Below are 14796 nucleotides of genomic sequence, written 5' to 3'. Positions count from 1 at the left end.
AGTGGAAGAGATGATGAAAAACACCATAATGGAACAGCTCGGGATTGAAGCGGTCGAGTTAACACCGGAACGCGTTGTAATGAAAATGCCAGTGACACCCAAGGTTCACCAACCGTTTGGCTTTTTACATGGAGGGGCCTCTGTTGTGTTGGCAGAGACGGCTGCCAGCTTCGGTTCATTTATCAACCTGCCACCTGACCGCAAAGTCGTGCTTGGCTTGGAGATTAATGCGAATCACATCCGTTCCAAGCGTGATGGAGTTGTGTTTGCTCATGCTACTCCTGTCCATATCGGGTCTTCTACGATGGTGTGGGATATTCGCATTGTTGATGAACAGGATCAACTCGTATGTATTTCTCGTTGTACGGTAGCGGTGCCAAGCGAAAGAAAGAATGGATAGATCGAGGGGAGTAAAGGAGAGGATGTTCATGTGGAATCGTTTTGTTGCCATCGGTGACAGCGTGACAAAAGGTATCGGTGATGAAGTGAACAACATCCCGTGCAGAAGCTGGGCGGATCATCTAGCCTTGGAATGGCAAAACAAAAATACTTCCTTCTATTATGAGAATCTAGCGATTAGAGGATTAACTGCTGCCGAAGTGCGAGAGACGCAACTGGAGAAAGCTGTCTCTTTGCAACCTGATATTGTCTCAGTTGTGGCAGGTGGCAACGATGTGTTGAAAAGTGTATGGAATCCAACGATCTTTGAACGGGAGTTCACGTTTATGTTGGAGAGGTTGTCACAGACAGGAGCAACAATCATTTCATCTACGGTACCAGATTTCCCTGTGTTGCGTAAATTGCCCGATCAAAAAGCTGAGCAAGTTCGTATACAATTGCAGGAACTGAATGAACTGATTCGAAAAAGCTGTGAAAAGTATACGATATTGTGCAGCGATATTTGGCGTGCCCCGTTCACGATGGATCACTCTGGATGGAGTGAGGACGGTATCCATCCCAATTCAATTGGTTATATGCAGCTTGCTCAATTTATAAAAGAAGATTTGCTGAATAAAATTAGAAGGTAAAATTATCTGGAACTAATTATTTCCAGAATAATTAGTTCCAGAGACTCTCTTCAGCAAGCAGTTCCACCTTTTTCATAGGAGAAACATGTAGGACTATGTAATCAAATGAACGTTTGGAAATATTTGCGGGCTTATCTCCCCTCCGACTTGGCAGTAGTATGGAAACAGACCCAGAAAAATGGGAACATCACAGTCAGGAGGAAAGAAGATGACGAAAAGAGATTGGTTAAAAAAGTCAACAATGGCCGTCATGCTAAGTACGACACTGCTGATGTTGGCTGATAGTGGACAAGCTTTTGCTGCACAATTGGACAACGCAACGATGGTAAACCAAGCATATAGTTTGGTGGGCAAGCCATATAAAAGCGATGGAAATGGACCTTCATCCTTTGACTCCGCAGGGTTTGTAGCTTATGTATTGAAACTGCAAGGGGTAAAAGTTGATGACACGATCAGTGCACTCAAAAAGGTAGGTACATCTGTTTCAAAGAGCAACCTACAGCCTGGAGATATTGTAGTCTTTGATTCAACCTCTACTTATGTTGGAATCTTTGTTGGTAATGGCAAATTCCTCTATGCTTCCAAAAGCAAAGGGGGAGTGATTGAGCAGAGTTTTGCCAACGCTGAAAAGTATCTGGTTACTGCTCGTCGTGTGTCTGTTGAGGCGCCAACAACACCAACAAATCCGACTACTCCAACAGTTCCACAAGTACCGAATACTTCCGCACTTGGACAAAAGGTAATCGATGCAGGAATGAAATACTTAGGCACTCCATATCAATATGCATCCAGCCGTTCCACGAAAACAACAATGGACTGCTCCGAGTTCGTCATGTGGGCCTATCTGGAAGGGGCAAAAATCAATCTCGGTCGAGGCGGAGCCACTTCTCACTTTAACTATGTAAAAGAACATGGAACCTATTTCTACGATAAGGACAAGCTGAAACCAGGCGACATCGTATGGTTCATGAAATATAAAGGCTGGAGAGAATCTGATTATAAAGGAATCAATACATCCGTACAGCCAATTCAACATAATGGAATCTACCTCGGCAACAATCAAATTCTTCATACGTTTGGAGCAGGCGGTGTGAAGATTACGAAGTTCGAGGGTACACATTGGGGCTATCGCTTTATTAAAGGCGGACGTCCTTACTAATCACTCTATGAAGCAAAAGCAAAACGGCAATCAGTTCAAACTGGTTGCCGTTTTTTCTTGTCTAGCCTTATCTGTGTACAAAGATTCCGGGAAGGCAAATATAGATAGTAAAAGGAGGTGAAGGAGAAATGGCGGAAGTAAAAGTTTTGGATAACGGTCCATTGCTGGTTACGGGGGTAACACTTTTGGATGGTGAAGGGAAGCCTCTTGATAGCAAAGAGCAGATCTATCTCTGTCGATGCGGACTGTCCAGCAACAAACCTTTCTGTAATGGCGCTCACAAAGGAAAGTTTGAGAGTACGGTGCGTAGTTAGAAAGTGCTCCCTCGCAAAAAACAGGCGATTCTCTCCGTAAAAAGAGAACTCGCCTGCTTTTTTAAGTGACAAATATCTCGACGTTTGTCATAAAAGTAGATGCGCCCGCTTGAGGGCAAAACGGTCATGACCGTCTTATTGCCCAATAATAATTCGCTCTTTAGGGTATTTGTACCGAACTGTCTGGTCATCTCGTTTCAAGAGCAACAACAGGTTGATAATTCCGATCCGCCCAATCACCATCATGATGACCAGGATCAATTTTCCCCAAACGCCTAACTCCTGAGTGATTCCCATGGAGAGACCCGTGGTACCGAATGCAGAACAAACCTCGAACAGAATGTGATGGAAAGGCAAGTCTTCCATCCAGACCAGGAGCATGGCAGCCGTGAAAACTAAACAGATAGCGACGAAGAAAACGACAAATGAGCGCATGATGTCATCTTCCACCAGCTCCCTGCCAAATACCTTCACCTGTTTATGTCCACGCATGTTGGAGAAGACAGTAGCGATCAGAACAAAAAATGTAGTAGTCCGTATGCCACCGCCTACACTGCTGGGAGATGCTCCGATGAACATCATGGCAGATAGCATGATAGCAGATGGGAGTGAGAGAAGGCTAATATCCATTGTTGCCAGACCGCCACTTCGTGAAGATACGGATTGAAAAAGTGAATAGAAGAGCGACTCGTGCCAGCTTTTATCCTGCAAAAATGCATCGCGTTCAAAAATAAACAGGAAGATCGCACCGATTGCAACGAGCGAAAAGAACGTAAGAGTCGTAATCTTGGTAAACAAGGAAAAGGTAAACCGTTGTTTTCGACGTCGACTGTCCAGGTAATTATTCACTTCAATAAGCACAGGAAAACCAATGGCTCCACAAATGATCAGGGTCATGTTGATGATTTGAAAGAAGTAGTCATGAGCAAAATTGTGAAGTGAATTGCCATAGAGATCAAAACCTGCGTTGGTAAAGGCACTGATTGAGATAAAATATCCGTGGTAAAAGGCTGTATTCCATTCCTCATGATAGCCTGCCCACAAGAGATAGCTGCCGAGCAGCAGTGTTCCGATCATTTCGATAAAAAGGGTGAGCATCAGGATATTCCGCATCAGTTCAACCAAACCAGCCAGTGTAGGGCGGTTGTGGTCAGTGGCAATCCATTTTCGCTGCTCCAGCCCAATTTGCCAACCTAGCATCATCCAGAGGAACGTACCCATGGTCATGATCCCGATTCCTCCCACCTGGAAGAGAAGGGTCAGCAAGATGATTCCATACTGATTGAACACTTCGTGAATCGTGATAACCGAAAGTCCTGTAACACTTATGGCACTCGATGCAGTAAACAGTGCATCAATAAATGATAGAGAAACGCCGGGATTGTGAAATATCGGCAGCATGAGCAAAAGGGCAGAAAGGAGCACTGTGCTGACGTAAAAAAACACAATGATCTGAACAGAACTAAAGCGATACTTCTTATGTGACAGTAACAAGCAAACTGCCTCCTAGCAAAACACATGATACGTGTTATGATACCGAAAAGAAGGGGAACAAGCAAAGGAATCCTTCACATTCATTGGAAAATAGAAAGCCACCCGATCAGGTACGGGTGGCATGGCTCGCTCCCTTTTGGCATGAGGTATCAGCGGGTATTATTGACAATAGGATCGAATGCTATGGTTATCCGGTAAAAGTGATATCAATTTGTATGATTTCAGAACGGCTGCCCAGTCGCAGCGGAGGGCCCCAAGTTCCAAATCCAGAGGATACGATAGCATGGAGCTGCTCTTTTTGCAAATATCCCCAATCCAGTTCAAAAATACGTCTGGTGATCAAGTGATTCGGCACGATTTGACCCCGGTGGGTATGCCCCGAAAGCATCAGATCAACACCATGCAAGGCAGCCTGTTTCAGTTCATACGGTTGATGATCCATGACAAAGATAGGATGAGCAGGATCGACACCAGCTACTAGCTGTTCCAAGGATTGCCGTTGCCGTGCAGCTCGATCTTTTCTTCCGATCAGAGTGATGCTGTCTGCAAGGGTAACGATCTCATCCATGAGTACCCTGATGTTAATGGCTGTCATTTCTTTGACATACTCAGGGATTTTCTTGCCGATATACTCATGATTGCCCAAAACAGCATACACACCGAGGGGAGCTTGCAGATGTTTCATCACTTCTCCCATGTTTTTTCGGATAAAGGGTTCAATATCATCATCAATGACATCGCCAGGCAATAGAATCAGATCGGGCCCGAGCGCATTGATTTGTGTCACCAAACGGTGCAGGTGAACGTTGCCTACCAATGTGCCTAAGTGAAGATCAGATGCCATGCCGATGCGAAGGGAACGGTATTTCCCCGCAGGCTTCGGTATGCTGATCTGATAAGTACGAACGATTGGACTCCAAGCATTCCAGGAACCGAGAAGAAAGGCGAATATGAAAATAGCCAGGACAACAGCGCCAGTCCAGAAAACGGCTGATTCTAACGGGATTCCGACCGCGCTAGCCAAGAGTACGGACAAGTCAGCGAGAGGCAGGAGGATGAGCGCAAACTGGACGGCAGCAAACCAGTACGAACCGATGACTTTGAAAATAGACAACCGATAGTTGACTCGCCCGAGAAAATACGAATAAGCCAATATCGCCATAATAACGGAATAATAGCCTGCATGTACGTCAACCAGCGTACGTAGCCAAACATATCCGTTCCAACCGATAAAGAACACAATCAGGCTATAAATCAGTAAAACCCCTGTTAGTACTGCCCAGACACGTGGTTTCATTTTTACACCTCTTTACATTAAAAAAGAGAAGGAGAGTATTCTTCTTTCCTTCTCTTACGCAGGATACGATTTTGAGTTTCATTAACCACTTAAGATATGCGCAAATCACCAATGACATTATCGACAAGATAGGGAATATCCAAAAGGATGATCATCCGTTCTTCCAGTTTGGCGATCCCATAAATAAATGCAGATTGGAACAGGGATGGCTTCTGAATGGCCGAACTGGGAATATCAATGATGTCTGTTGCTGCATCGACTACGAAGCCGATTACTTGAGTGTCAACTTGGACTATGATCAAACGGGTTGAGTCGGTGAGTATGGCCTCATTTCCAGTCAGCACTTTTTTCAGGTCGACGATCGGGATGATGTTGCCTCTCAAATCAATTACGCCTAGCAAGTACTTGTTTTGTTTGGGAACTGCAGTTATTTGTTGGGAACGTTCGATAGATACAACTTCTAGTACGGAAATAGCGTATTCTTCACTCTCAATGCGGAAGATGACTTCTTTTTGGCTAGTGATCAATTTACTCATTTGACTCACCCAATTTCTTGAATTAACATCAATATTTTGAATTTAATAATAACAAGAAAACAGAGGATAAACTAGGTGGTCAATCACATTTTTCGTAGATTTCAGCACATCGGAAAAGCTGGTTCTCTTGCAGTTTTTTGCTTGTTTGTTAGTATATTGAGCAAGAGATCAGTCGGAAAGGGAGTTGATTGATATGAGGCTGTTGTCCATTGAGCCTACACCAAGCCCGAATGCGATGAAGCTGAACCTGGACAGAAAGCTGCCCGTGGGTGCTCAGCATGAATATACCAAAGCCAATAGTAATCAAGCACCAGCAGAAATCCAAAAGCTGCTGGATATTCAGGGAGTAACAAGTGTTTTCCACACTGCTGATTTTCTCTCGCTGGAACGAAAGCCAAATGCTGATTGGCAATCCATCCTGACTCAAGTACGAGCAATTCTTGAGGGTTCCGCACAATCGGGAGCAGAGGCACCCCCGGAAGAAGTGACCTCGTTTGGAGAAGTACATGTTTTTATACAAATGTTTCGCGAGATTCCATGGCAGGTAAAGGTAACCTCTCCTACCGAACATGTGAGGATTGCGCTTTCGGATCGATTTAGTGAGGCTGCGACGAAGGCAAGCTCGGTTTCAACGAACCTGATTCTCGAACGAAAATGGATCGAGCAAGGTGTCAGGTACGGAGAAGTCAAGGAGATTGCAGAGGAAGTCGCTCAAGAAATTGAAGCAGCTTATGATCAGGAGCGGTTACATGCGCTAGTGGAGGCAGCATTGCAATCGGGTGAAGCGCCAGTTCCTCAAGCAGCAGAGAAAAAAGCCAGACCTGTCGTAACCCTGGAGATGTTCGATCAACCGGATTGGCAAAAACGATACGCACTGCTGGAGCAGATGGAACCTACCGAGGAGCAAATTCCTGTTCTCGCCAAGGCATTGGAGGATTCCAAGCAATCCATCCGCCGGTTGGCAACGGTCTTGTTTGGCATGATCGGTGGGAAAACTGTTTTGCCTTATTTATACCGTGCACTAAAGGATCAATCGGTCTCTGTGCGTCGTACCGCGGGGGATACCTTATCCGATCTGGGTGATCCGGAAGCAATCGGAGCAATGGCAGACGCCTTGAAAGACCCAAATAAGCTCGTACGATGGCGGGCGGCTCGCTTTCTATATGAAATAGGGGATGAGTCTTCCTTGGCAGCTTTGCGTGAGGCACAGGATGATCCGGAATTTGAGGTTAGGCTGCAAATTAAAATGGCATTGGAGCGTATCGAAAGCGGCGAGGCTGCAAGCGGAACAGTTTGGCAGCAGATGACACGACGCAACGACTAAAGAAATAGGAAATTGGATCGTTTCGGGTGAGGGGGATGAAGCATGGATAAAGAACTGTTGCTAGATACTTTTACAAGAGAGCAGCGGATTCACATTGAGTATTCAAATTTCAAGCGAGAAGAGCTGGATGGTATTGTTCGCCATGTTTCACAGACAGAGGAACAGGGATTTGTCATGTATTCAAGGTTAACGGAAGAAAACGCAGATGATGAAATCAAAAAGCAGGTAGAATACTTTCGCAAGATCGGACAATCGTTTGAATGGAAGATGTATGACTACGACCAGCCCCATGATCTGAAAGCTAGACTGGAAGCACACGGGTTTGACATCGGAGAGGCGGAAGCTCTGATGGTGATAGATATGACTGATAGCCATCCGATCCTTCGTGCAGCTATTCCGGGGGATATTCGCCAAATCGCTTCAGACGAAGAGATCGACCAAGTGATGGCAATGGAGGACAAGGTGTGGGGAACTTCTCATACGGAATTGGGAGAGCGGTTGAAGCGTGATCTGGCTCAAGATCCCGAGAATTTGTTTATTTTTGCCGCATACGAAGGCGACAAGGTAGTCAGTGCAGCCTGGATGTACTTGCATGAGGGAACATCATTCGGCAGTCTGTGGGGAGGATCAACAGTAGCAGAATATCGGCAAAAAGGCTACTACCAAGGACTGATTACGGCAAGAGCAAAGGTGGCAATCGATCGAGGCTACCGCTTCCTGATGGTAGACGCCAGCCCAATGAGCCGACCGATATTGGAGAAGAGAGGATTCCAGTGCCTGGCATACTCTTACCCATGTGTTTACTCCATAGGTTAAGTAAACCCATCCGATACAAAACAAAGGTCAGCCCATCAAGGGTTGACCTTTGTCCATGTATTCCCGTTATCAGAGGAAAGCAAGATCGAATTGCTGTTTGTTACAAGAATCAGTTCTTTCCCATTTTGCGGATTGATGGCCATGTGCTGCACCACGTCTTCTCCCAGCTTCGGAATCGTAATTTCTCTCTCCGCTCCGCCATTCATCAGGTCAATCTCAAAGACCGTAACCCCTTGTTCTTTGTTCTTCCCTGCAACCAATATCCGATTTCCATTTGGCTCAAACAGTACTGAAGTGATTGGAAAAGGATTCGTAATCATGTCGAAGGATTCTCCCGTGCTGTCAGACAAGTACAAGCCTTGATCCGTACCGACCAGTAGGATTGCCTTGTCCGTTGGATGAACGGCGATGCTCGTAGGTGTCCCTTGGAGACCGGATGCGTTTGCTTTTGTCCATGACTTCGCATCGTCACTGCTTATAAACAGCCCGACGTCCATAGAGGATCTCGGTTTGTCGTTAAATACAACAATCGTGTGGCTGCTATAACCAACGCCGATGACCTGAAAACTCGGCTCTCCGGCAAATCCCAACGGTTGCAACGTCTTGCCTTCGTCCGTGCTTTTGACCAGCCCAAGAGCTGATGTCTGACCCGTCTGTGGTGCTGCTTGTCCACTGCTGTAGAAGCCGATGTCTACCGGGGAATAGCCGATGAAGTTGTGTTTAGGGAGATCTGGAATGCTCCAGCTTCGATTTTCATAGATCCTGAATCCGTCGGCAGTAGGGATGATCAGGCGCTTGCCATCCTGACTGTATCCAACACCGTTTATGTCGGCAAAAGTAACCTCATTCGTGTAATTTTTGCCTGTGAAATAGAAGTATCCTGCAAGCAGCGCAACAGCGACAATAACAATAGAAATAGTGATGGAAATTGCAGATTTTGACATTAAAAGCCCCCAGCTATTAGTGAGATTGATTTGTGATTAGTTTACTAAATATTGCGAACAAAAAACAATAAATCAGTGTGTAGGAAATTCAGATAATCCACAAAAAATTACAGTAAATATATTGACGACAGCAAATACGTTAATGTATGATACTTACATAATGTAAGTAATCGTAAAAACGAAAGGATTGGTTATGATGTCAAAAGATTTTTTAACTGCCATTGAAAAAAGACGCACTTATTATGGAATTAGCAAAGATCCTGTTATTTCAGATTCTAAAATTATTGAAATCGTTAATCATGCTGTTCAACATACACCTTCATCCTTTAACTCTCAAAGTGCAAGAGTAGTTGTTTTGTTGGGAGAGCAACATGACAAGCTCTGGAATTATACAAAAGAACAATTGCGCAAAATCGTGCCTGCCGAGCAGTTCCCAGCTACTGAACAACGTATTGAATCATTCCAGAGTGGATACGGTTCCGTATTGTACTTTGAGGACCAGGCAGTGGTTGAACAACTTCAGGAGCAATTTGCTCTCTATGCAGACAATTTTCCAATCTGGTCCAACCAATCTTCAGGTATGCTTCAACTCGTGATCTGGACAGCATTGGAGGCAGAAGGCCTTGGTGCATCCTTACAACACTACAATCCATTAATTGACGAAGATGTACGCAACGAGTGGAATGTCCCTGCTACTTGGAAATTAATTGCCCAAATGCCATTTGGCAAACCGACAGCAGAACCAGGCGAAAAAACATTCCAACCTTTGGCAGATCGTGTGAAAGTATTTAAATAATTGAATGTTGATTTCGGGTCAAGAGAGAAGAGTCAGCCTATGAATAGGTTGGCTCTTTTTTTAATTGATTGGAATGGTTATATGAGTTGACAAAATCGAAAAAAGAGCATAAATTAGTTTTATAAAATTAAATTGTGCACAATTGATTATAAAACCCAAGGAGGAAACACATATGTCCATTTATGATTTCACTGTTCAAACCATTACAGGAGAAGAGAAATCGCTGGCAGAATACAAAGGGAAAATCGCTTTGATCGTGAATACGGCAAGCGGTTGTGGCTTGACCCCGCACTACAAAGGACTGCAACATATCTATGATACCTACCAAAATGAAGGTGTTGTTGTACTAGGTTTCCCCAGCAACCAATTCATGAATCAGGAACCGGGAACCAATGAAGAAATTAAAAGCTTTTGTGAGCTGAACTATCAGGTATCGTTCCCGCTTTTTGCGAAAATTGATGTTAAAGGTGAACACGCACCTCCTCTTTTTACGTATCTGGTGGAGAACGTGCCTGCCCCATTCTACAAAGGTGAGATTGAGTGGAATTTTGTGAAGTTCCTCGTGAATGCAGAAGGAAACGTCGTCAAGCAATATGCAGCCCGTACGGAACCTGCCGATATTGAAGTGGATATACAGAAGCTGCTGGCTGGAGAATCCCTATAATGAACAAGGATGAGTTGCTCAAGCTAGACAATCAGCTTTGCTTTGCGGTCTACGCCTGCTCTCGGGAAATTACCAGTTTGTATCGACCGTACCTGGATCAGCTGGGAATTACCTATCCGCAATACCTTGCCCTCCTTGTGTTATGGGATGTGCAAGAATGCAGCGTCAAAGAACTTGGCGACCGCCTGTATCTTGATTCAGGTACGTTGACACCAATGTTGAAGCGAATGGAGGCTGCTGATCTGATCAAGCGCCAGCGTTCTGTGGATGACGAACGAAAAGTGAATGTACGGCTGACAGAGAACGGGAAGGCACTAAAAGAAGAAGCCTATTGCATCCCGGAAGTGTTATTTGCGAAAAGTGGTGTAACCCCAACTGAATTCCAAAGCCTGCTTGCTCAGTTCAACGGCTTGCTCCATAAAATCAATCAGGTAAAGCTGCAAAGCTAGCAGTCAGACAAGTTGTCAAAGCTCCTCTTGTGATCAAAGCAAGGGGGGCTTTTTATGTTGAGATCAGAAGCTATGCAAAGCTGGCTGAATTCGAATAGCTGTTTCTCCACAGGGCAAAATAATTACACGTCAAAAAGGCAAAAAAAAGGAGCAACTTATAAATGAAAGCCGTCACCTATCAAGGAATCAAGGATATTCAGGTAAAAGAGGTACATGACCCCAAGATCGAAAAACCGGATGATATCATTGTACGGATAACCACTTCAGCCATTTGCGGCTCAGACTTGCATCTCATTCATGGAATGATTCCCAATCTGCCTGAAGACTACATTATTGGCCATGAACCAATGGGAGTTGTGGAGGAAGCAGGCCCGGAAGTAACCAGGCTGAAAAAAGGAGACCGGGTGATTGTTCCTTTTAACGTGGCCTGTGGTGTATGTATATATTGCAAGACGCAATTGACAAGTCAATGTGACAATTCGAATCCACACGGCCAAATGGGTGGTTTTTTTGGTTATTCTGAAACGGCTGGAGGCTATGCGGGTGGACAAGCCGAATATATGCGAGTACCCTATGGCAATTTTACGCCCTTCCGCATACCCGAGAACTGTGAAGTGGAAGATGAGAAACTGGTACTGCTAGGAGATGCTTTGTCTACTGCCTATTGGAGCGTGGATTCTGCTGGAGTGAAGGAGGGGGACACTGTTATCGTCCTTGGATGCGGTCCTGTTGGTCTGCTCACTCAGAAGTTTGCATGGCTAAAGGGAGCCAAGCGGGTGATAGCGGTAGATTATATCGATTACCGACTGGAGCATGCCAAGCGACATAATCACGTGGAAACCATCAATTTCGAGGATGACGAAAACATCGGTAATAACCTCAAAGAGATGACGCAGGGTGGGGCCGACGTCGTTATTGATTGTGTGGGTATGGATGGCAAAATGACAACCATTGAAATGATCGCCACAGGTCTTAAATTGCAAGGAGGTGCGATGGGAGCTGTTGTTATGGCGTCTCAGGCTGTACGAAAAGGGGGAACCGTCCAATTAACCGGAGTGTACGGCTTGAGGTATAACGCCTTTCCGCTCGGTGACTTCTTCGCACGAAACATTACCTTGCGAATGGGGCAAGCGCCGGTCATTCCCTACATACCCTACCTTTACAATTTGGTTGCCGATAGAAAGATAGACCCTGGAGATATCATCACGCACATTTTGCCGCTGGATCAGGCAAAACACGGCTATCATGTGTTTGATAATAAATCAGAAGGGTGCATAAAAGTCCTTCTGAAGCCTTGAATCAGGCATTGAAGTGAATAACCCTCTATTCAGACATAGAGGGTCTTTTGCCTGTTTGCCCGCTGACACCAAAATGTCCTGAGTCTGATCTTGTTCGGACTTAGGTTATTTGGTAAATTAAACGAAACTGACCAAAACGGTTCTATTCGGAAAAATAGGATGATTCGTAGCGAAAGGGTATGATTCTATGAGTAAGATAAAAATAGTCACAGACTCCACAGTAGACTTATCTCCTGAAGTGTTAAGCAAATATGATATTACGGCAGTTCCGCTCAGCCTGATGGTTGATGGTGAAACCTATCTTGATCGTGTAGATATAACGCCAAGTGAGTTTATCGAAAAAATGAAACAATCCAAAGAGTTACCCAAGAGCTCACAACCAGCCGTTGGTGTTTTTGTTGAATTGTATGATCGTTTCCATCAGGAAGGATACGAGGTGCTTTCCATCCATATGACCGGCGGCATGAGTGGAACCGTGCAATCTGCTGAGATGGCAGCAGGCATGTCGGAGGCGAGTGTGACGGTCATCGACTCAAAGTTTATTTCCAAGGCTTTGTCATTTCAGGTCATTGAAGCAGCACGCATGGCCAAGGAAGGAAAAAGCATGAGTGAAATCGTTGCACGGTTGAATCAGGTACGTCAGCAAACCCGTCTCTTTGTCGTCGTAGATACGCTGGAAAATCTCGTAAAGGGTGGGCGAATCGGGAAAGGACGAGCCTTGATTGGTTCGATTTTGAAAATCAAGCCGATCGCATCTCTGGAAGGAGGCGTCTACAATCCGGTGGCAAAGGTAAGAAGCCATGCGCAGGTCGTAACGTTTCTGGCAAACCAGTTTGCTGAAGATGTGAAAGGAAAAACGATTAAGGCGGTTGGTATTGCCCATGCCGAGGGTCTCGAATTGGCAATGAAGGTGAAGGCAGCGATTAAGGAAATGACTGGCTTCGACCAAACCGAGATTGATGAAACAACACCGATTATCAGTACACATACGGGGTTAGGCGCAATCGGATTTATGTATTATTTTGAATAGGTGAAAGAGCAGAAGTGTTCGAGCAGGCTCGCCCAAGGAAGCGGACAAACTCCCTTGGTGCGAGTCTTTCTATTTGTGCATCTCCTGTATAATTTTCGACAGCTTCTTCATTCCTTTTTCCAAATCGGCTAAAGAAGCGTAAGCGTAGGATAAACGCAGGTGACTAGCTACCGAGGGGTCGTACAGATTGCCGGGGTTGAGCAGGATTCCTTCTGCCAATGCACGGTCAAACAGTTCTCTGAGTGAAATGACAGGTGGCAGGCGTAGCCAGATATAAAATCCTCCAGAAGGTTTTGTCCATTCAGCAATTCCAGTAAATTCACTCTCTAACAGGCGGATGGCTGTATCCCTTCGCACACGGAGAGATTGCCGCATCTGCTCCAAATGGTCAAAATACAGTCCACTTGCCATCCACTCAGCTACTGCCCACTGGGAGAGTGAGCTGGAGCCATAATCTGTCTGCATTTTAATATCTGCCAGACGATTAATGACTGGTTCCGGCCCGGCGATCCAGCCGATTCGAAGCCCAGGACTTAACGCTTTGGAGATACTGCCGAGATAAAGAACGGTCCCGTTTTTGTCCATGGCCTTTAATGGCGGGGGAGGTGGGGAATCGATCCACAACTCTCGATACACATCGTCTTCGATGATCGGAAGCTGAACATCTTCACATACCTGCAGCAGTTTTTTACGCCGTTCTAATGGCATGACACTGCCTGTTGGATTGTGAAACGTTGGAATTGTATAGAGCAAGGAGGCGTTCTGCCGCTTTTTCTGTTGTTGAATATAAGCCGTTTGGAGACCGCCAGCGTCCATCGGAATCCCGTACAGGCTGATCCCAGCTGATTGAAACACGTTAAGGGAACTGAGGTAGGACGGCTTTTCGAGAAAAATCGTTGAACCACGTCTCAACAGACCTACTGAAATCAACTGGAGTGCTTGCAACGCTCCGGAAACAATCAGAATCGATGCTGGAGAAGAGGTGATCCCCAATGACTGCAAATAGATGCTGATCTGCTCCCGTAACACATACAGGCCTTTTTCCTCTTCATAGCCAAGCGATTGAATCCTAGAGGGGAGCCGATGGAGGATTTGGGCCAGTTGTTCTTGTGGAAACAACTCTGGAGAAGGCTCACCTGTACCTAAACGAATGATATGTGGGATTGGCTCAACCTTGTGGATGTCCTGAATAGTAGGCAGGTTCGGTTGATGGGTTCCTTTTTTGACATAGCTGTTCCAATCAGGCGGGGAGGAAAGTGAGAAGAGTGACCAGGTGTTGTTTTTGACCTCTGTTCCCATGCCGCTCTTGCTTTCTAATAAACCCTCCGCAATCAGTTCCTCAAAAGCGGTCACGACTGTACTTCGATTCACTTCAAAAAGTTGGGCGAGTGTACGCTGGGAAGGAATTTTTGTCCCAACTGTCCATTCACCTGTCTCAATTTTCTGCTTTATGAACTCCTTGATTTGCATGTACACCGGTGTGATTGCTGATTTGTCCGGTCTCCAATGGATATTGATCACGGTGATATCCCTCATTTTTCCGAAGCAATTATCTCCATTATAGTCAATGGTTGGTTTAATAACTATGCAAATGGTTGATCTCATGCACACTTTAACCGTGTAAGATAGGGTGTATGAGAATGGAGA

Annotated in this window: 16 protein-coding genes; 11 read left to right on the top strand and 5 right to left on the bottom strand. The window is 45.3% G+C overall.

Translation table 11 applies throughout. The features are described 5' to 3' along the window. The first annotated feature begins 13 nt into the window (after positions 1–13). The 4 genes from ACPW7N_RS04495 (at position 14) to ACPW7N_RS04480 (ending at position 2501) form a co-directional block, all read left to right on the top strand. Complete coding sequence (locus ACPW7N_RS04495; RefSeq protein WP_425649924.1) at positions 14–400, top strand: hotdog fold thioesterase; 387 nt, start codon at positions 14–16, stop codon at positions 398–400. A gap of 28 nt (positions 401–428) precedes the next feature. Then, positions 429–1028 carry an SGNH/GDSL hydrolase family protein gene (locus ACPW7N_RS04490; protein WP_425649828.1) on the top strand — a complete coding sequence of 200 codons (600 nt, stop codon included), beginning with the start codon at positions 429–431 and terminating at the stop codon, positions 1026–1028. A 208-nt stretch (positions 1029–1236) separates the two neighbouring features. Further along, a complete protein-coding gene (locus ACPW7N_RS04485; protein WP_425649827.1) occupies positions 1237–2187 on the top strand; it encodes a C40 family peptidase in 951 nt (316 codons plus the stop codon). A gap of 128 nt (positions 2188–2315) precedes the next feature. Then, positions 2316–2501, top strand: coding sequence for a CDGSH iron-sulfur domain-containing protein (locus ACPW7N_RS04480; protein WP_425649826.1), 186 nt, complete (start codon positions 2316–2318; stop codon positions 2499–2501). A 135-nt stretch (positions 2502–2636) separates the two neighbouring features. Here ACPW7N_RS04480 and ACPW7N_RS04475 read toward each other — a convergent pair whose 3' ends face one another. The 3 genes from ACPW7N_RS04475 to ACPW7N_RS04465 form a co-directional block, all read right to left on the bottom strand. Beyond that, entirely contained in the window at positions 2637–3995 is a 1359-nt protein-coding gene (locus tag ACPW7N_RS04475; RefSeq protein WP_425649825.1) for a TrkH family potassium uptake protein, read from the bottom strand. 187 nt (positions 3996–4182) lie between these two features. Continuing rightward, on the bottom strand, positions 4183–5292 hold the full coding sequence (locus ACPW7N_RS04470; RefSeq protein ID WP_425649824.1) for a metallophosphoesterase: 1110 nt from the start codon (positions 5290–5292) through the stop codon (positions 4183–4185). A gap of 89 nt (positions 5293–5381) precedes the next feature. After that, positions 5382–5828, bottom strand: a complete 447-nt coding sequence (locus ACPW7N_RS04465) for a chemotaxis protein CheW (protein ID WP_425649823.1) — start codon at positions 5826–5828, stop codon at positions 5382–5384. A gap of 193 nt (positions 5829–6021) precedes the next feature. Here ACPW7N_RS04465 and ACPW7N_RS04460 point away from each other — a divergent pair, with 193 nt between their 5' ends. Together ACPW7N_RS04460 and ACPW7N_RS04455 are read left to right on the top strand one after the other, a co-directional pair. Continuing rightward, a complete protein-coding gene (locus ACPW7N_RS04460; protein WP_425649822.1) occupies positions 6022–7152 on the top strand; it encodes a virulence factor in 1131 nt (376 codons plus the stop codon). A 42-nt stretch (positions 7153–7194) separates the two neighbouring features. Continuing rightward, the gene (locus ACPW7N_RS04455) at positions 7195–7968 is read left to right on the top strand and encodes a GNAT family N-acetyltransferase (protein WP_425649821.1); all 774 of its coding nucleotides are present in this window, start codon (positions 7195–7197) and stop codon (positions 7966–7968) included. Positions 7969–8003: 35 nt separating this feature from the next. On the opposite strand, the gene ACPW7N_RS04450 is transcribed toward ACPW7N_RS04455, so the two are convergent. Further along, positions 8004–8912 (bottom strand): WD40/YVTN/BNR-like repeat-containing protein, encoded by a 909-nt coding sequence (locus tag ACPW7N_RS04450; protein WP_425649820.1) that lies wholly within the window; start codon positions 8910–8912, stop codon positions 8004–8006. Between the two features lie 193 nt (positions 8913–9105). Here ACPW7N_RS04450 and ACPW7N_RS04445 point away from each other — a divergent pair, with 193 nt between their 5' ends. From ACPW7N_RS04445 to ACPW7N_RS04425, 5 genes are all read left to right on the top strand, one after another. After that, a complete protein-coding gene (locus ACPW7N_RS04445; protein WP_425649819.1) occupies positions 9106–9708 on the top strand; it encodes a nitroreductase family protein in 603 nt (200 codons plus the stop codon). A gap of 172 nt (positions 9709–9880) precedes the next feature. Further along, positions 9881–10372: a glutathione peroxidase gene (locus ACPW7N_RS04440; protein ID WP_425649818.1), complete on the top strand. Its 492-nt coding sequence runs from the start codon at positions 9881–9883 to the stop codon at positions 10370–10372. Continuing rightward, positions 10372–10821 carry a MarR family winged helix-turn-helix transcriptional regulator gene (locus ACPW7N_RS04435; RefSeq protein WP_425649817.1) on the top strand — a complete coding sequence of 150 codons (450 nt, stop codon included), beginning with the start codon at positions 10372–10374 and terminating at the stop codon, positions 10819–10821. Before ACPW7N_RS04440 ends, ACPW7N_RS04435 begins: the two co-directional genes overlap by 1 nt. 161 nt (positions 10822–10982) lie before the next feature. Continuing rightward, positions 10983–12119, top strand: a complete 1137-nt coding sequence (locus ACPW7N_RS04430) for a zinc-dependent alcohol dehydrogenase (RefSeq protein ID WP_425649816.1) — start codon at positions 10983–10985, stop codon at positions 12117–12119. Positions 12120–12306: 187 nt separating this feature from the next. Further along, positions 12307–13149 carry a DegV family protein gene (locus ACPW7N_RS04425; protein WP_425649815.1) on the top strand — a complete coding sequence of 281 codons (843 nt, stop codon included), beginning with the start codon at positions 12307–12309 and terminating at the stop codon, positions 13147–13149. A gap of 69 nt (positions 13150–13218) precedes the next feature. On the opposite strand, the gene pdxR is transcribed toward ACPW7N_RS04425, so the two are convergent. After that, the gene (pdxR, locus tag ACPW7N_RS04420) at positions 13219–14670 is read right to left on the bottom strand and encodes a MocR-like pyridoxine biosynthesis transcription factor PdxR (RefSeq protein WP_425649814.1); all 1452 of its coding nucleotides are present in this window, start codon (positions 14668–14670) and stop codon (positions 13219–13221) included. Positions 14671–14796 lie beyond the last annotated feature (126 nt).

This window comes from Brevibacillus nigriterrae (assembly GCF_049846925.1).
Taxonomy (GTDB): Bacteria; Bacillota; Bacilli; order Brevibacillales; family Brevibacillaceae; genus Brevibacillus_H.
The sequence above is the reverse complement of the archived record's forward strand: the minus strand, read 5'-3'. Positions and strand labels throughout refer to the sequence as shown.

Excerpts from the sequence above, each read along its gene's own strand:
- ACPW7N_RS04495 (WP_425649924.1), top strand. The coding sequence starts at position 14 with ATGAAAAACACCATAATGGAACAGCTCGGGATTGAAGCGGTCGAGTTA.
- ACPW7N_RS04490 (WP_425649828.1), top strand. The coding sequence starts at position 429 with ATGTGGAATCGTTTTGTTGCCATCGGTGACAGCGTGACAAAAGGTATC.
- ACPW7N_RS04485 (WP_425649827.1), top strand. The coding sequence starts at position 1,237 with ATGACGAAAAGAGATTGGTTAAAAAAGTCAACAATGGCCGTCATGCTA.
- ACPW7N_RS04480 (WP_425649826.1), top strand. The coding sequence starts at position 2,316 with ATGGCGGAAGTAAAAGTTTTGGATAACGGTCCATTGCTGGTTACGGGG.
- ACPW7N_RS04470 (WP_425649824.1), bottom strand. The coding sequence starts at position 5,292 with ATGAAACCACGTGTCTGGGCAGTACTAACAGGGGTTTTACTGATTTAT.
- ACPW7N_RS04465 (WP_425649823.1), bottom strand. The coding sequence starts at position 5,828 with ATGAGTAAATTGATCACTAGCCAAAAAGAAGTCATCTTCCGCATTGAG.
- ACPW7N_RS04460 (WP_425649822.1), top strand. The coding sequence starts at position 6,022 with ATGAGGCTGTTGTCCATTGAGCCTACACCAAGCCCGAATGCGATGAAG.
- ACPW7N_RS04455 (WP_425649821.1), top strand. The coding sequence starts at position 7,195 with ATGGATAAAGAACTGTTGCTAGATACTTTTACAAGAGAGCAGCGGATT.
- ACPW7N_RS04450 (WP_425649820.1), bottom strand. The coding sequence starts at position 8,912 with ATGTCAAAATCTGCAATTTCCATCACTATTTCTATTGTTATTGTCGCT.
- ACPW7N_RS04445 (WP_425649819.1), top strand. The coding sequence starts at position 9,106 with ATGATGTCAAAAGATTTTTTAACTGCCATTGAAAAAAGACGCACTTAT.
- ACPW7N_RS04440 (WP_425649818.1), top strand. The coding sequence starts at position 9,881 with ATGTCCATTTATGATTTCACTGTTCAAACCATTACAGGAGAAGAGAAA.
- ACPW7N_RS04435 (WP_425649817.1), top strand. The coding sequence starts at position 10,372 with ATGAACAAGGATGAGTTGCTCAAGCTAGACAATCAGCTTTGCTTTGCG.
- ACPW7N_RS04430 (WP_425649816.1), top strand. The coding sequence starts at position 10,983 with ATGAAAGCCGTCACCTATCAAGGAATCAAGGATATTCAGGTAAAAGAG.
- ACPW7N_RS04425 (WP_425649815.1), top strand. The coding sequence starts at position 12,307 with ATGAGTAAGATAAAAATAGTCACAGACTCCACAGTAGACTTATCTCCT.